Annotated in this window: 14 protein-coding genes; 13 read left to right on the top strand and 1 reads right to left on the bottom strand. The window is 52.5% G+C overall.

What is annotated here, in order from left to right:
* Window positions 1-151 precede the first annotated feature (151 nt).
* The 7 genes from ACO6EE_RS02480 (at window position 152) to ACO6EE_RS02510 (ending at window position 9,400) form a co-directional block, all read left to right on the top strand.
* On the top strand, window positions 152-901 hold the full coding sequence (locus ACO6EE_RS02480; protein WP_485958981.1) for a Nif3-like dinuclear metal center hexameric protein: 750 nt from the start codon (window positions 152-154) through the stop codon (window positions 899-901).
* A gap of 302 nt (window positions 902-1,203) precedes the next feature.
* Window positions 1,204-1,797 carry a ubiquinol-cytochrome c reductase iron-sulfur subunit gene (gene petA, locus ACO6EE_RS02485; protein ID WP_485958983.1) on the top strand — a complete coding sequence of 198 codons (594 nt, stop codon included), beginning with the start codon at window positions 1,204-1,206 and terminating at the stop codon, window positions 1,795-1,797.
* Between the two features lie 16 nt (window positions 1,798-1,813).
* Window positions 1,814-3,406: a cytochrome b gene (locus ACO6EE_RS02490; RefSeq protein WP_485958985.1), complete on the top strand. Its 1,593-nt coding sequence runs from the start codon at window positions 1,814-1,816 to the stop codon at window positions 3,404-3,406.
* A 13-nt stretch (window positions 3,407-3,419) separates the two neighbouring features.
* Entirely contained in the window at window positions 3,420-4,202 is a 783-nt protein-coding gene (locus ACO6EE_RS02495) for a cytochrome c1 (RefSeq protein WP_485958987.1), read from the top strand.
* Window positions 4,203-4,477: 275 nt separating this feature from the next.
* On the top strand, window positions 4,478-5,224 hold the full coding sequence (locus tag ACO6EE_RS02500; RefSeq protein ID WP_485958988.1) for a hypothetical protein: 747 nt from the start codon (window positions 4,478-4,480) through the stop codon (window positions 5,222-5,224).
* A 342-nt stretch (window positions 5,225-5,566) separates the two neighbouring features.
* Window positions 5,567-8,353: a DNA polymerase I gene (gene polA / locus ACO6EE_RS02505; RefSeq protein ID WP_485958989.1), complete on the top strand. Its 2,787-nt coding sequence runs from the start codon at window positions 5,567-5,569 to the stop codon at window positions 8,351-8,353.
* A 27-nt stretch (window positions 8,354-8,380) separates the two neighbouring features.
* Window positions 8,381-9,400, top strand: a complete 1,020-nt coding sequence (locus ACO6EE_RS02510) for a DUF4238 domain-containing protein (protein ID WP_485958991.1) — start codon at window positions 8,381-8,383, stop codon at window positions 9,398-9,400.
* 211 nt (window positions 9,401-9,611) lie between these two features.
* Here the strand turns inward: ACO6EE_RS02510 and lolA are convergent, their stop codons facing one another.
* Window positions 9,612-10,229: an outer membrane lipoprotein periplasmic chaperone LolA gene (lolA, locus tag ACO6EE_RS02515; RefSeq protein ID WP_049258767.1), complete on the bottom strand. Its 618-nt coding sequence runs from the start codon at window positions 10,227-10,229 to the stop codon at window positions 9,612-9,614.
* Between the two features lie 257 nt (window positions 10,230-10,486).
* Between lolA and ACO6EE_RS02520 the strand changes: the two genes are divergently transcribed.
* From ACO6EE_RS02520 to ACO6EE_RS02545, 6 genes are all read left to right on the top strand, one after another.
* The gene (locus ACO6EE_RS02520) at window positions 10,487-11,134 is read left to right on the top strand and encodes an HAD family hydrolase (RefSeq protein ID WP_485958993.1); all 648 of its coding nucleotides are present in this window, start codon (window positions 10,487-10,489) and stop codon (window positions 11,132-11,134) included.
* 97 nt (window positions 11,135-11,231) lie between these two features.
* Window positions 11,232-11,768 carry a hypothetical protein gene (locus ACO6EE_RS02525; protein WP_485958994.1) on the top strand — a complete coding sequence of 179 codons (537 nt, stop codon included), beginning with the start codon at window positions 11,232-11,234 and terminating at the stop codon, window positions 11,766-11,768.
* 141 nt (window positions 11,769-11,909) lie between these two features.
* Window positions 11,910-12,698, top strand: a complete 789-nt coding sequence (locus tag ACO6EE_RS02530) for a competence/damage-inducible protein A (RefSeq protein WP_485958995.1) — start codon at window positions 11,910-11,912, stop codon at window positions 12,696-12,698.
* A 152-nt stretch (window positions 12,699-12,850) separates the two neighbouring features.
* Window positions 12,851-13,369 carry a GbsR/MarR family transcriptional regulator gene (locus tag ACO6EE_RS02535; protein ID WP_485958997.1) on the top strand — a complete coding sequence of 173 codons (519 nt, stop codon included), beginning with the start codon at window positions 12,851-12,853 and terminating at the stop codon, window positions 13,367-13,369.
* A gap of 373 nt (window positions 13,370-13,742) precedes the next feature.
* Window positions 13,743-14,105, top strand: a complete 363-nt coding sequence (locus ACO6EE_RS02540) for a DoxX-like family protein (protein ID WP_485958998.1) — start codon at window positions 13,743-13,745, stop codon at window positions 14,103-14,105.
* Window positions 14,106-14,114: 9 nt separating this feature from the next.
* Entirely contained in the window at window positions 14,115-14,597 is a 483-nt protein-coding gene (locus ACO6EE_RS02545) for a DUF2269 family protein (protein WP_485959000.1), read from the top strand.
* Window positions 14,598-14,713 lie beyond the last annotated feature (116 nt).

Consider the following 14,713-nt stretch of genomic DNA (forward strand, 5'->3'; position numbering starts at 1 on the left):
GATACGAGGCTACCTGAAAACCAATTAACAAGTTGATTGCAGTTCAATCAATCCGGTGTAACCCAAGCAATATTTTCAGGTAGCCTGCAATACATCCAAGGCTACCTGAAAATACAATAGGCCCATTACCCATTCGCTATGGAGCCCAACTATGCCGCAACGCCAAGATATTATCCGCTGGTGCAACGAATTTTTGCGCACTGCCGAATTCCACGACTATGCCCCCAACGGCCTGCAGGTGGAAGGGCGGGAAGAGGTGCATAAAATCGTGTGTGCCGTTACCGCCAGCCAGGCTGCCATCGATTATGCCGTGGCGCAGGATGCCGATATGCTCCTGGTGCACCACGGCCTGTTTTGGAAAAGCGAGCCAATCACCATTACCGGCTGGAAACACCGTCGCATCGCCACACTGATTCGGCACAATATCAATATGGCCGGCTACCATCTGCCGCTCGATGCCCACCCTGAGGTAGGCAATAACGCACAGCTGGCAGCACGCATGGGATGGCACATCGAAGGTCAAACCGGCGAGCAGAACTTACTGATGTTCGGTACGCCGGTGGCGGAGGCAGACGGCCATACACTGCTGGCTAATCTGGCTGAGCGTTTGGGGCGCCAACCGGTGTCTGCCGGCGATTTATCGCGGCCGGTGGGTAAGCTGGCTTGGTGTACCGGAGGGGCGCAGGGTTTTTTCCAACAGGCGATCGATATGGGCGCAGATACCTTCGTTACCGGCGAGATTTCCGAAGCGCAATATCATTTGGCGCAGGAAAATGGCGTGCTGTTTGTGAGTGCCGGCCACCATGCAACCGAACGTTACGGCATCCAAGCGCTGTCGGCACGGCTACAACAGGAGTGGCCGCTGGAATGCTTGTTCTTTGATGAAGATAATCCGGCTTGAGTTGAACTGGGCAGTGTAATCTTTACATTTTGTTTTTCAGGTGGCCTTTGGCGGCATTTTTATCATGCCAACAAGCGGTTGCATTGTTGCACTTATGCCCACACAACCCGCGGTGGTAAGACAAATCTTTACTTTATTTCAAATATTGCTTTAAGTGTTGATTTAGATTAAGGTAAAATCACGCCGCTGCACTATTGGCAGCATTGAGGCCTTTGCAAAGTTGCCACCCTACGGTGCCACAACGACTGTTGTGCAAAGGCCTCAGTATTTCGGTTTTTTCAGAGTATTAGGATGATTGAGTAATGACTAACCAAGAAATCAATCAGGAACGGCGGCGCTTTTTGGTGCTGGCCACTGCCGGTGCTGCCGGCGTGGGCGCACTGGGTGTAGCCACGCCTTTCGTTGCCAGCTTTTTCCCTTCGGAAAAGGCTAAAGCGGCCGGTGCGCCGATCGACATCGATGTAAGCAAAATCGAAGCCGGCCAGTTGGTTACCGCTGAATGGCGCGGCAAGCCAATCTGGGTGCTCAATCGCACCGAGCAGCAGCTGAAGGATTTGCCTTCCTTAAACGGCGAATTGGTCGATCCCTCCTCTACTGCTGCCGATCAGCAGCCGGAATACTGCCAAAACGAGCTGCGTTCCATTAAAGGCAAAGATAGTATCTGGGTGGCCATTGGTATCTGTACCCACTTGGGTTGTTCGCCCACATTCCGTCCCGACCTCGCTCCTGCTGATTTGGGTGCGAACTGGAAGGGCGGTTTCTTCTGCCCCTGCCACGGCTCCAAATTCGACTTGGCCGGCCGCGTGTACAAAGGCGTGCCGGCACCGTCCAATCTGGTGATTCCTCCTTATAAATACCTATCTGAGACCACCATCCGTGTGGGCGAAGACGGCTGATACCGGGGAACAAATCATGACCAATCAAACCAATAATAAAGCCAAAGCATTGCTCGACTGGGTGGACGCGCGTTTCCCCCTTTCGAAAATGATGAAGGAACACGTAACCGAATATTACGCACCGAAAAACTTCAATTTTTGGTATTTCTTCGGTTCGCTCGCCTTGCTGGTGCTGGTGATTCAAATTGTCAGTGGCATCTTCCTGACGATGAACTACAAACCGGACGGCAATCTGAACCAATACCATCTGCCTGCCGCATTTACGGCAGTGGAATACATCATGCGTGATGTGTCCGGCGGCTGGATTATCCGCTATATGCACTCCACCGGCGCTTCGATGTTCTTCATCGTAGTGTATCTGCACATGTTCCGCGGCCTGATTTACGGCTCGTTCAAAAAACCACGCGAACTCGTGTGGGTGTGCGGCGCGCTGATTTTCCTCGCCCTGATGGCAGAGGCCTTTATGGGCTACCTGCTGCCTTGGGGCCAAATGTCGTTTTGGGGTGCGCAGGTAATCATCAATCTGTTTGGCGCCATCCCGGTAATCGGCCCGGATTTGTCCACTTGGATTCGTGGCGACTTTAACGTTTCCGACGTTACGCTCAACCGCTTCTTTGCGCTGCACGTGATTGCTGTGCCGCTGGTGCTGGTTGGTCTGGTAGTGGCGCATCTGATTGCGCTGCACGAAGTGGGCTCAAACAACCCCGACGGTGTGGAAATTAAAAAGCTGAAAGATGAAAACGGTATCCCGCTCGACGGCATCCCTTTCCATCCGTATTACACCGTGAAAGACGTTTTGGGTGTGGTGGTATTCCTGATTGTGTTCTGCGCCATCATGTTCTTCGCACCTGAAGGCGGCGGCTACTTCCTCGAAGCGCCCAACTTTGACCCGGCCAACTCGCTAAAAACTCCGGCTCACATCGCTCCAGTGTGGTATTTCACTCCGTTCTACGCCATCTTGCGCGCTATTCCCTCGTTTGCTGGCACGCAGGTGTGGGGTGTAATTGGCATGGGTGCAGCAGTGATTCTGATTGCTCTGCTGCCTTGGCTCGACCGCTCACCGGTGAAATCCGTGCGCTACCGCAACATCACCTTCAAAACTATGCTGGTGCTGTTCCTAATTGCCTTCATCGGCCTGGGTATTCTTGGTGCACAGGTGGCTACCGATCTCAGAACGGAAATTGCCCAATCGTTCACGATTTTCTATTTCCTGTTCTTCCTCGGCATGCCGATTTACACCAGCCCGGAGCGCCCGAGCTTAGCTGTATTTAAGCAGAAATTGGGCTCCCAGCCATTGGCTGCGCTGTTTGCTGCAGGCTGGGTGGGTGGCGTGATGCTGCTTGCGGTGCTGGTGAGCATTTATCATCTCTATCTGCTTGTCCGCCTGTTTGGTGCCGATCCGTTCCAAATCCAAACTCTGCTGATCCGTGTGTTCTCTGTGCTGTATATGGCCTTCTTCTTTGTCGGTACACTGCTGAACACCAAGCTGAATGCGGATAAAGCAGTGCCGGAACGCGTAACCATGAGCACTACCCGCCAAAAAATCATGTTCTTTGTGTATGCAGCCATTACCTTGGCGGGTGCGTATCTGTTTGCCAACAGCATTTAACAGGAGCGGCGAAATGAAAAAACAATGGAAAAACTGGCTGGCCGCGCTGATGTTGGCCTTGCCGCTAAGCGCCAATGCCTCTGGCGGCGGCCACTACGAACATGTAGATATCGACTTGGGCGACCAAGTGAGCCTGCAACGCGGTGCACAAATTTTCGCCAACTACTGCCTTTCCTGCCATTCGGCCAGCGGTATGCGCTACAACCGCTTGCAGGACTTGGGCTTGAGCGAAGACGAAATCCGCAAAAACCTGATGTTCACCACCGATAAAACCGGCGATGTGATGCAGTCTGCCATGAATCCGGAAGATGCTAAACGCTGGTTTGGTGCCGAGCCGCCGGATTTAACCCTGATTGCCCGTTCGCGCGGTGCGGATTACCTCTACGCCTATTTGCGTGGCTTCTACAAAGACCCGAGCCGCCCAACCGGCTGGAACAACCTGGTGTTCGACAAAGTCGGCATGCCGCACCCCTTGTGGGAACAGCAGGGTATCCGCGCGGTGGAGCTTGACAGCAAAGGTCAGCCCGTGATGGTGAAAGACGAACACGGCAACCTGGTGCCCAAACTGTATTGGGAGGCCACCGGCCTGCACAGCCGCCGCCTGCCTAACGGCGAAGTGAGTGCCAAAGAGTTCGATAATTACACCAAAGACCTAGTGGCCTATCTGGTGTATATGGGCGAACCCGCGCAGCTGCAACGCAAACAAATCGGCTACGGCGTGTTGCTGTTCCTGTTTGCCATCATGCTGCCGTTGGCCTACTTCCTGAAAAAGGAATACTGGAAAGACGTGCACTAAGCAGCAACTCCTCAAGGAACGCAGGTTGGCCAACAGCCTGCGTTTTTATTTGTGAAAAAAGGCTACCTGAAAACTGGAATAGCAGTTTGGTTTCAGGTAGCCTCAAACCAGTTCAGGCTACCTGCAATCGTAAACCATTGGTCGAGCAAGCCAAAGGCCGAATAAGGTATCCGACAAAGTGCCTGATATACTGAATACTTCAAATCACAGCAGCCATATTCCAGCTAGCCTTCAACTGATTCAGGCTACCTGAAACTTAACTACAGAGTCGCCAAATGCAAGACCTCATCGAAGAAGCCTACCGGCTGTTCGCCCCCTATACGGTTCATTTCCCACTCAACATCTGCACCTGCGCATGCTGCATGCCCGAAGACTGCCAGCACGAGCTGTTAAGTTATCGGCTGCGCGAGATTCCCGCTAACAACTTGGCCGGCTATTTGGGCAGTATACCGCTGGCAGACGAAGCCGCCACAGCGCGCGATATGAAGCATTTCCTGCCGCGCATTTTGCAGGCCTTGGTAAACGATGAAGATGTGCGTTCTCTCGATGAAATGCTGCTCGACAAATTGCGCTGCGACCTGCCCGAATGCTGGCTGGAAGATGAAATCCGCTGGCTACACCGTTTTGCTACCGCCTGGTTTGCACACCAAATCGCTGCTCCGCGCTACGAAGGCTGCCTGTCCACGTGGCTCGTCATGTTCCACTTTGCAGGTCTCGACGTAACCGATGAGCTACTCGCCCTGTGGACGAAATCTGCTTCTGAAACCAACGCCCTGCGCGAATTTATCAGCCTGTATCTGACCATACCCTATGGCGCAAACGAACCAGACTGGGATAAAGCCTGTTATCTCCCCGACCATCGCCCGCATCGTGAGCATCTAGTCACCAAACTTTCCGTCTGGTTCGCCGCCCCGCACACCCGTGCCACCTTTCGCCGCGCTTTTGAGCAAGCCTTGCTGGCCGGCCGCGAAAAGCCGGAAGAAACCCTGCTGTGGGAGCAATGCTACGACTGGCTGGCTTGAAGGCTACCTGAAAAAACGGCCGAGCAATTTGTGCCACTTAGCAACCCACGTTGTTTGAGCCTCACTACCGCACCGCTTACAACCGACCTTGAGCTTGCTCCAGAGCAGGGCGGCTTTACCATTTTGCTTGCCAATAAAAAGCATTTTCTCAATAAAAGCAAATCCGTCATCCATCCCATAAAAGGCTACCTGAAACCCAATCGCCGCGGTTTTCAGGTAGCCTTTCTTACACCTGCCAAAGGCTAGCGGCAATTTGCCGCTCGGTTTTGGCTGGCTTTCAGGTAGCCTGCTTATTGTGCGCTATAATCCCACTGTTTTTATTCCACACAAACGGTTGCCCAAATGCGCAAAACCCTCCTCCTCGTTGACGGCTCTTCTTATCTTTACCGCGCTTATCACGCAATGGCGCAGTTGTCCGCGCCTGACGGTGCGCCGACTGGGGCGATGTATGGCGTGTTGAACATGTTGCGCCGGCTGCGGGCGGATTATGTGCACGATTATTGCGCGGTGGTGTTTGATGCGAAGGGCAAGAATTTCCGCCACGAGATGTTCCCCGACTACAAGGCGACGCGTCCGCCGATGCCGGACGATTTGCGCCCGCAGGCGGAAGCCTTGCCGGATTTGGTGCGCCTGATGGGCTGGCCGGTATTGGTGATTCCGCAGGTGGAAGCGGACGACGTTATCGGCACGTTGGCGGCGATGGCCAGTGAAGCAGGGTGGAACGTGGTGGTGTCCACCGGCGATAAGGACATGGCTCAGTTGGTGAACGAACGCGTGACGCTGGTGAACACGATGAGTGGCGAGACGCTGGATATTGAAGGCGTGAAGGAAAAATTCGGCGTGCGCCCCGACCAAATCCGCGATTATCTCGCGCTGATGGGCGACAAGGTGGACAACGTGCCGGGTGTGGAAAAATGCGGCCCGAAAACCGCGGTGAAGTGGCTGGAAGCCTACGGCTCGCTGGCCGGCGTGATGGAACACGCTGGCGAAGTCAAAGGCAAGGTCGGCGAAAACTTGCAAGCCGCTTTGGAACAACTGCCGCTGTCGTATGATTTGGTCACGATTAAAACCGATGTGGATTTGCACACCGAGCTTTCAGACGGCCTCGAAAGCCTGCGCCGCACTTCGCCGAAATGGTCGCAGCTTGCGGTCGATTTCAAACGCTGGGGCTTCCGCACTTGGTTGAAGGAAGCGGAAAGCCGTATGCACGAAGCGGCGGACGGCGATTTGTTCGGCAGCGATACGATAGGCGAACAGGCGGCGTTGGACATGGAAACGCCGTCTGAAAGGCTACCTGAAAAAGCCGTTGCGCCCGAAAAGCTGGATTATCAAGCCGTTACCACCGAAGCGCAGTTTGCCGCTTTGTTGGACAGACTGTCGCAGGCGGACACAATCGGCATCGATACGGAAACCACGTCATTAGACGCGATGAACGCCGCGCTGGTCGGCATCAGCATCGCGTTCCAAGCGGGCGAAGCGGTTTACATCCCCGTAGGACACAGCCTGACTGCCGCACCCGAACAGCTTGATTTGCAAGACGTATTAGGCCGTCTGAAACCGCATTTGGAAAACCCCGCCCTGAAAAAAATCGGGCAAAACCTCAAATACGACCAACACGTTTTCGCCAACTACGACATCGCCCTGAACGGCATTGCCGGCGATTCCATGCTCGCTTCCTACATTATTGAGAGCCATCTCGGACACGGCTTGGACGAATTGTCCGAACGCTGGCTCGGCTTGGAAACCATTACCTACGAATCGCTGTGCGGCAAAGGCGCGAAGCAAATCGGTTTTGCTGATGTCGCTATCGGACAGGCGACCGAATACGCCGCCCAAGATGCCGATTTCGCCCTGCGCCTCGAAGCACACCTGCGCGCGCAAATGGACGGCAAACAGCTTGAAATGTATGAAAAAATGGAGCTGCCCGTCGCGCAGGTATTGTTTGAAATGGAACGCAACGGCGTGCAAATCGACCGCGCCGAACTCTCCCGCCAAAGCGCGGAACTTGGCGCCGAGCTGATGAAGCTTGAACAAGAAGCCTATGCCGCCGCAGGCCAGCCGTTCAACCTCAACTCGCCCAAACAGCTGCAAGAAATCCTGTTCGACAAAATGGGCATCCCCACCAAAGGCCTGAAAAAAACCGCCAAAGGCGGCATTTCCACCAACGAAGCCGTGCTCGAACAGCTCGCGCCCGACTACCCCCTGCCCAAAATCATCCTGCAAAACCGCAGCTTGGCAAAACTCAAATCCACCTACACCGACAAACTGCCCGAAATGATTTCCCCCAAAGACGGCCGCGTGCATACCACCTACGCCCAAGCCATCGCCATTACCGGCCGCCTCGCCAGCAACAACCCCAACCTGCAAAACATCCCCATCCGCACCGCCGAAGGCCGCCGCGTGCGCCGCGCCTTTACCGCACCGCAAGGCAGCGTCATCGTTTCCGCCGACTATTCCCAAATCGAGCTGCGCATCATGGCGCACCTCTCCGGCGACAAAACCCTGATTACAGCGTTCCAAAACGGCGAAGACGTACACCGCCGCACCGCCGCCGAAGTATTTGGCATCGTCCCCGAAAACGTCTCGCCCGAACAACGCCGCTACGCCAAAACCATCAACTTCGGCCTGATCTACGGCATGGGCCAATACGGCCTCGCCAAATCATTGGGCATCGACAATATCTCTGCTAAAAACTTTATCGACCGCTACTTCGCCCGCTATCCCGGCGTCGCCGAATACATGCAGCGCACCAAAGAACAAGCCGCCGCCCAAGGCTACGTCGAAACCCTGTTCGGCCGCCGCCTCTACCTGCCCGACATCCACAACAAAAACGCCAACGCCCGCGCCGGAGCCGAACGCGCCGCCATCAACGCCCCCATGCAGGGCACCGCATCCGACCTCATCAAACGCGCCATGATAGACGTGTCCCGCTGGCTGGTTTCAGACGGCCTGAAGAGCAAACTGATTATGCAGGTGCATGACGAACTGGTGTTGGAAGTACCCGAAGCCGAACTGGATTTAGTCAAAGAAAAACTGCCTCAGATTATGGCAAAAGTGGACGAAGGGATGTTGAACGTGCCGCTTGTGGCTGAGGTTGGCGTGGGAATGAATTGGGAAGAGGCGCATTGAGATGAATAGAGATTGAGGTATAAAAACATGGCAGGAAAAAGGCAACACTATATTCCGCAATTCCTACAAAGAGGGTTCACGATTGAAAAAAATGGAGCAAAAACTTGGGTGGCTAGAGTAGATAGAAATCCATATCAATCAAATATACAAAATGTTGGTGTGGAAGGATATTTCTATACAAAAGAGAATGATATAATTGTTGATGAACTTATAACCAAAGAGGAGGAGATAATATCAAAAACAGTTAATAGCTTAAAAAAATATGATAATAATAACCCTGTATCTGGAGAAGTGGCTGCTAAATTAGTTGCCCAATTTGAAATTAGAACTAGAAGCCTAAGGGTAAATTTTTCCCAAGCTATAAAAAATATAGTCCAAGCTATTTCTGATACTTTTGAAAATAAGACTTTATTTTATGATTATTTAGTTAGGAAAATAAAAAGAGATAGAAAATTTATTAAAGATATAATTGATAAGGTTCAGATTTCAAATAAACAAAAGAAAATATTGACAAGAACTATTCAAAAAGATCCAAATTTGTTGCTTTATTATCTACCCGATAGCGTTATGCCTATAATGGCTACACAGTTGAGGCAGGAATTTTCTTCACAAATTATAAATAACAAAATAAAAGAAATACATTTAAAAACACTAAAAGAAACAATCGCACCAGAGGAGAAGATTAATATTTTTTCTAGGCTAAATTTTAGAATTATTAAGACAAAAGAGATATTAATTTTAGGAGATTCTATTGTCGTATTTATAAACTCATTAGGTATACAAAAGCCGTTTTATGATAAAGATGATAAGATACGATTAATTGTTATGCCTTTAGATAGTAATACTTGCTTGATTGGTTCAAGTGATAGAAGTCATGAGTATTCAATCGAAGAAATTAGAAATTTTATTTCTTCTTGTTCATTAGAGTTTTTTATATCATCAGACAAGGATATTGCAGAAAAATATTGTAAACAAATAGGATCATTTGCTAGTATTTTATCAAGATGTCAAGCAGACTCGATTATAAGAGAAGTTTTAAATGAATAGGATATACTGGATTTAATAGTAAAGTCTCCTTTGAATGATTCAGTAAATCATAATTGAGCTTTGATACACCAGATTTCCTATGCTCGCATTTAATGTATATTAAAACTTGCGAACTTTAATTGAATAAAATCTTCCAATTTATTATTTAACCCAAAAGGCTACCTGAAACTTTCAGGTAGCCTTTCTTTTTGTTTCAAGCATTCAACTGCCCTTACTGCGTCAGCACATCCACACCCTGCGGCGGGGTGAAGCGGAATTGGCTGCGGGAGAGGTTGGGGCGGGTGTTCAGGTTGTTGAATTTGATGGTGGTTTGGTTGCCGAAGCTGTCTTTCAGGCGCATTTCGGCTAGGTCGTCGCCTTTGAAGCCGAGACGGATGTATTGGTAGCCGGCGTTGGAGCGTTTGGGCGTGGCCAATACGTAGTCGATGCCGCCGGCGGAGCCGTCTTCTTTCAGGGTGTAGCTGGCGGAGAGGGCGTCTTTATTGGAGAGGATGGCAGCGGGGCTGTCGCCGATAGCTTGGTTTTGTGCGGTTTTGGTGATTTGCGCCAAGTCGATGTCGTAGAGCCAAATGTGGCTGCCGTCGCCTACGATGGTTTGTTTGTAGGGGCTGGTATATTCCCATTTGAAGAGGCCGGGGCGCAGGATGCTGAAGCGGCCTTGGGCATTGCGGGTTTTGTTGCGGCTTTGCACGCTTTGGCTGAAGCTGCCGCTGATGCCATCGGTATCGGCGTTGAATTTTTGCAGGGCTTCGATGCCGCCGGCTTGGGCGCTACCGATGGCCATAGCCAAAACGGCTGCGGCAGCAAGGCGGAAGGTTTGGGTTTTCATCGTTTTTCCTTTGTGCGAATCAAAACGGAATGCGGCGCATTGTACCAGCTTGGGCGCGGCGGGGCAGGGCGGTTGGAATTGTAAAGACGGTGCAGCAAATGGATTTTTCCGCTACAGCAAGGTATTAGGCGGAGTAGGGCAGCAAATTTTTAACCGGATTTTATTCCTACGCTATAATTCGCGGCTGTGGTAAGCGGCGGTAAAGGTTGCGCTAGATACTTTTCAGGTAGCCTCATCCGCCTTCTTTGGAGAACCTTATGATTCAAGCTGTATTATTCGATTTAGACGGCACATTGGCCGACACTGCATTGGATTTGGGCGGCGCTCTCAACCGCCTCTTGGCCAGGAACGGCCTGCCTGCCGTACCGATGGCGCAAATCCGGCCGGTGGCCAGCCACGGCGCCAACTATCTGATTAAGCTGGGCACCGGCATTGAAAAAGGCCATCCTGACCACTCGCGCTGGCGGCAGGAATATTTGGCCGAATACGAGCACGGTTTTTGCGATGAAACCGTGCTGTTTGAAGGTATCAACCCCATGCTCGAGCAGCTCGCTCGCCGCAGTATTGCCTGGGGTATCATCACCAATAAGCCGCACCGTTTTACCAGCCTGCTCGTGCCCGAACTGGGCTTTATTGCTCCGCCTGCGGTGGTGGTGAGCGGCGATACTTGTGCCGAATCCAAACCCAGCACGCTGCCGATGCACCATGCCTGCCAGCAAATCGGCATTGCACCGGAGCGCTGCTTGTATGTGGGCGATGCCGAGCGCGATATGGTGGCGGGCAAAAATGCCGGGATGGCCACTGCCTTGGCCAATTGGGGCTACATTGCCGAGAGCGACCCGGTGCACGAATGGCCGGCCGATGCGCGGCTGGATGCGCCCGGGCAGATTTTGGATTTGCTGTAGCTGAATAGCTTGACTTTTACCCAACGGAGAACGTCTTATGAAGAAAATCAGTTTATTGCTGCCGATTTGTGCTACACTAGCTTTAAGCGGTTGTTTTATGTCGCAGAAATCGCAAATCGTACACCGCGAAGTGCCGTATAACGCGCAAAACCAAGCCCGACTGCGTATCTACGGCCAATACGGCCGCGATGTAGTTCGCATGATTCCAAACAGCACCTGCGAGCAATGGGCAGAAAAACAAGGCCGCCGCCGCCATACCCGTTTCACCGGCGGCCTGCCGCGCCGTATCCGCAACCTTTCCGTGGGCATGCCTGCCACCCAGCGCAGCAACACCGTGAATGCCGATACCGGCGTGCTGTTCCGTGAATCGTATAAAGAATTTGTGGTGCCTGCTGGCAAAGTGTTGGTGCTCGACGGTGCGTTTTCCACCGAAACCACCAGCCAGGTAAACCGCTGCCGACTTGCCGCCAGCCTCACCCCGCAGGCCGGCAAGGATTATGAAGTGCAATATTCGCGCGGTGGGAACGGTTGCGATGTGGCCGTGGTGGAAATCCTGCCGCAGGCCAATGGCGAAGTACATCCCACCCGCCCCGCATCCATCCAGTATTGCCCGATGCCGGCCACCAGCTATTAAGCAGCAAAGGCTGGCTGAAAGTTGTAGGCTGCAGGGAGGCTCAAGTAGCAATCCAGTTTTCAGCTAGCCTGTTATTTGCATAGAGGCTACCTGAAAGCATCAGCCACAGTTTCAGGTAGCCCTCCTTCCTAAGGAAAACTCATGTCCTTTTCCCTTATCATCATCGGCGACGAAATCCTGCACGGCAGCCGCCAAGACAAACACTTCGCCTTTTTCAAACAGCTGCTCAAAGAGCGAGGCCTGCAGCTCGATTCAGTGCAATACCTACCCGATAACCGCCAAATCCTCATCCACCGCCTGCGCCAAAGCTTTGCCGAAGGCCTGCCCACCTTTGTTACCGGCGGCATCGGCAGCACGCCCGACGACCACACCCGCCAAGCCGCTGCCGAAGCCCTCGGCCTGCCGCTGGTGCTGCACCCGCAGGCCGCCGCCAATATCGAAGCCGTATCCCTCAAACACGGCGACAGCCTCGACAGCCACGGCCACCAAATCCGCCTGCGCATGGCCGAGTTTCCCCAAGGCAGCAGCCTGATTCCCAATCCCTACAACAACATCGCCGGCTTTTCCATCCGCGAACACTACTTCCTGCCCGGCTTCCCCGTGATGGCACAGCCCATGGCTGCCTGGGTGCTCGACGAATACTACGCCCATCTCCAACACCAAACCGAACGCCGCAGCATCAGCGCCTGGATCAACTTGCCCGAATCCCGCATCAGCGCCCTAATGGCTAGCATTGAACAGCGCTACCCCGGCATCCGCAGTTTCAGCCTGCCCGCCACCCCCACCGCCGAACAGCGCTATCGCCTGCTGTTCGGCCTCAAAACCGAAGGCGAAGCCTGCACACAGCTAAATCAGGCCTGGCAGGAAGCCGAGGCCGGCTTGAAAGAGCAGGGCGCCACCCAGATTGAGCTGGCACCGGAAGACGTGTAATCAGCAAGAAAACAGTTTCAGGTAGCCTGCAGCATGATTGAGGCTACCTGAAATTTTTATGGCTAAAACACGACCATGAAAGGCTACCTGAAAAATATTTCATAATTTCTGTATTGACAGAAATTAAAGATGGAAATAAACTTCGTCTCACTATGAAACTGAACCCAACTACTGAAAAATTTATCCTGCACTGGGGCGAGATGGGCTCCAAGTGGGGCGTGAACCGCAGCGTGGCGCAGATCCATGCGCTGCTGTATATCATCGGGCGGCCGATGAATGCCGAAGAAATTTGCGAAACGCTGGGCATGGCTCGCTCTAATGTTTCCAATAGTATCAAAGAATTGCAAGGCTTGTTATTGGTGCACACCGTGCACATCATGGGCGATAGGCGCGACCATTTCGCCACTTCGGATGATGTGTGGACGCTATTCCGCACCATTGCCGAAGTACGGATGCAGCGCGAAATCGAGCCCACCCGGCAGTTTTTGCAAACCTTAATCGACAGCCCGGAGTTCGCGCAGGAAAACGAGGCCGTGCAGCAGAAAATCCGGCAAACCAACGATTTCATCGGCACCCTCACCATCTGGGCCAATGAAATGCTGAAACTTTCCACAGGCACCATGGTGAAGATTTTGAAGCTGGGCGCGGGCATTCAGAAATTTTTCCGTTGAAACAGTTTGCAGGTGAATAGGCCACCTGAAACATTACCGGATATTTTCAGGTAGCCTTGCCTGAGGGATGTAAATTCTTAAATTTATGCGGATAATTCCGCTAAATTTTTGAATCTTTATTTCTCTATAGACAGAAATTTAGGAAATAATAAATAAACTAGTTTCAGGTAGCCTGCATCATTACAAAGGCGTGGGTAGTTAGGGATTTCTGCTAGCTGGCGGCTGGTAGCCTTTGAGGCAGCCTCTGGTGGTCGGAGTGCTGGTTTCGGCGGTGGTATTCCTTTAGCTGCCGGCAGCAATCATGATAACTGTGCCCTACGACACAGTGAGCGCGGCGGTCTTGGCCAGAATAGTGTGTTCGAAAGGATTGAAAATGAAACGGCTTGACGTGTTGCGGTTTTCGATGGGTTTTTTATGGCTTTGGAGCGGGATACAGCCTGCTCTGACGGCGGCGGATGTGTCGTTGGATTTGCTGGGCAAGGCGGGTATTGCGGCAGAATGGCAGACGGTAGCGTTTTATGCCTCATCGGCTTTAGATATATTTTTTGGGATTTTATGTTTCACAAAATTCAGAAATTACCGTTTTATATGGCTGGCACAATTTGCCGTAGTACTGGGCTACAGCGTGATTGTGGCGTGCAGGCTGCCTGAAATGTGGCTGCACCCGTTTGCGCCGCTGGTTAAGAATGTGCCGATTTTGGCAGTGTTATTTTATTTGTTTAGAAACAATGATTAGGAGTGAATCATGAATACTTATATGGTGGTGAAAACCTTGCACATTATTTCGGCCACGCTGATGGTGGGCACGGGCTTCGGCACGGCGTTTTATCTGTTTTGGGCGAACCGTTCCGGCTCGGTGGCGGCGCAGGCGGTGGTGTCGAAATGGGTGATGAAGGCGGATTGGTGGTTCACCACGCCGGCGGTGATTTTCCAGCCGCTCTCGGGTTTGTGGATGCTGCATCATTTAGGCATGCCGCTCACGTGGGGCGGGGCGTGGCTGTGGGTGAGGTGGACGCTGGCGCTGTATGCGCTGGCAGGGGTGTGCTGGCTGCCGGTAGTGTGGCTGCAAATCAAGATGGCGCGCCAGGCGGCTGCGGCTTGGCAGGCGGGCGAAAATACGCTGCCGGCCAGCTACAAACGCTATCAATTTTGGTGGGAAATGCTGGGCTATCCGGCCTTCTGCGCCACAGTGGTGATGTATTTTCTAATGGTGTTGAAGCCGATGTAGATGTGGGTTTGCCTCTGTGGAGGTGTCCGACAAAAGATTGTTAAACTGAAAATGGAGAATGAGGCATAAGTAACAAAAAAGGTGCTAAAGCCCCCCGCAAGCCTTATCCTGCAAGG

The organism is Eikenella sp., assembly GCF_057315495.1.

Coding starts and splice junctions, on each gene's coding strand:
- ACO6EE_RS02480 (WP_485958981.1), top strand. CDS start 152: ATGCCGCAACGCCAAGATATTATCCGCTGGTGCAACGAATTTTTGCGC.
- lolA (WP_049258767.1), bottom strand. CDS start 10,229: ATGAAAACCCAAACCTTCCGCCTTGCTGCCGCAGCCGTTTTGGCTATG.
- ACO6EE_RS02530 (WP_485958995.1), top strand. CDS start 11,910: ATGTCCTTTTCCCTTATCATCATCGGCGACGAAATCCTGCACGGCAGC.
- ACO6EE_RS02520 (WP_485958993.1), top strand. CDS start 10,487: ATGATTCAAGCTGTATTATTCGATTTAGACGGCACATTGGCCGACACT.
- ACO6EE_RS02525 (WP_485958994.1), top strand. CDS start 11,232: ATGTCGCAGAAATCGCAAATCGTACACCGCGAAGTGCCGTATAACGCG.
- ACO6EE_RS02495 (WP_485958987.1), top strand. CDS start 3,420: ATGAAAAAACAATGGAAAAACTGGCTGGCCGCGCTGATGTTGGCCTTG.
- ACO6EE_RS02510 (WP_485958991.1), top strand. CDS start 8,381: ATGGCAGGAAAAAGGCAACACTATATTCCGCAATTCCTACAAAGAGGG.
- ACO6EE_RS02490 (WP_485958985.1), top strand. CDS start 1,814: ATGACCAATCAAACCAATAATAAAGCCAAAGCATTGCTCGACTGGGTG.
- ACO6EE_RS02545 (WP_485959000.1), top strand. CDS start 14,115: ATGAATACTTATATGGTGGTGAAAACCTTGCACATTATTTCGGCCACG.
- petA (WP_485958983.1), top strand. CDS start 1,204: ATGACTAACCAAGAAATCAATCAGGAACGGCGGCGCTTTTTGGTGCTG.
- ACO6EE_RS02535 (WP_485958997.1), top strand. CDS start 12,851: ATGAAACTGAACCCAACTACTGAAAAATTTATCCTGCACTGGGGCGAG.
- ACO6EE_RS02500 (WP_485958988.1), top strand. CDS start 4,478: ATGCAAGACCTCATCGAAGAAGCCTACCGGCTGTTCGCCCCCTATACG.
- polA (WP_485958989.1), top strand. CDS start 5,567: ATGCGCAAAACCCTCCTCCTCGTTGACGGCTCTTCTTATCTTTACCGC.
- ACO6EE_RS02540 (WP_485958998.1), top strand. CDS start 13,743: ATGAAACGGCTTGACGTGTTGCGGTTTTCGATGGGTTTTTTATGGCTT.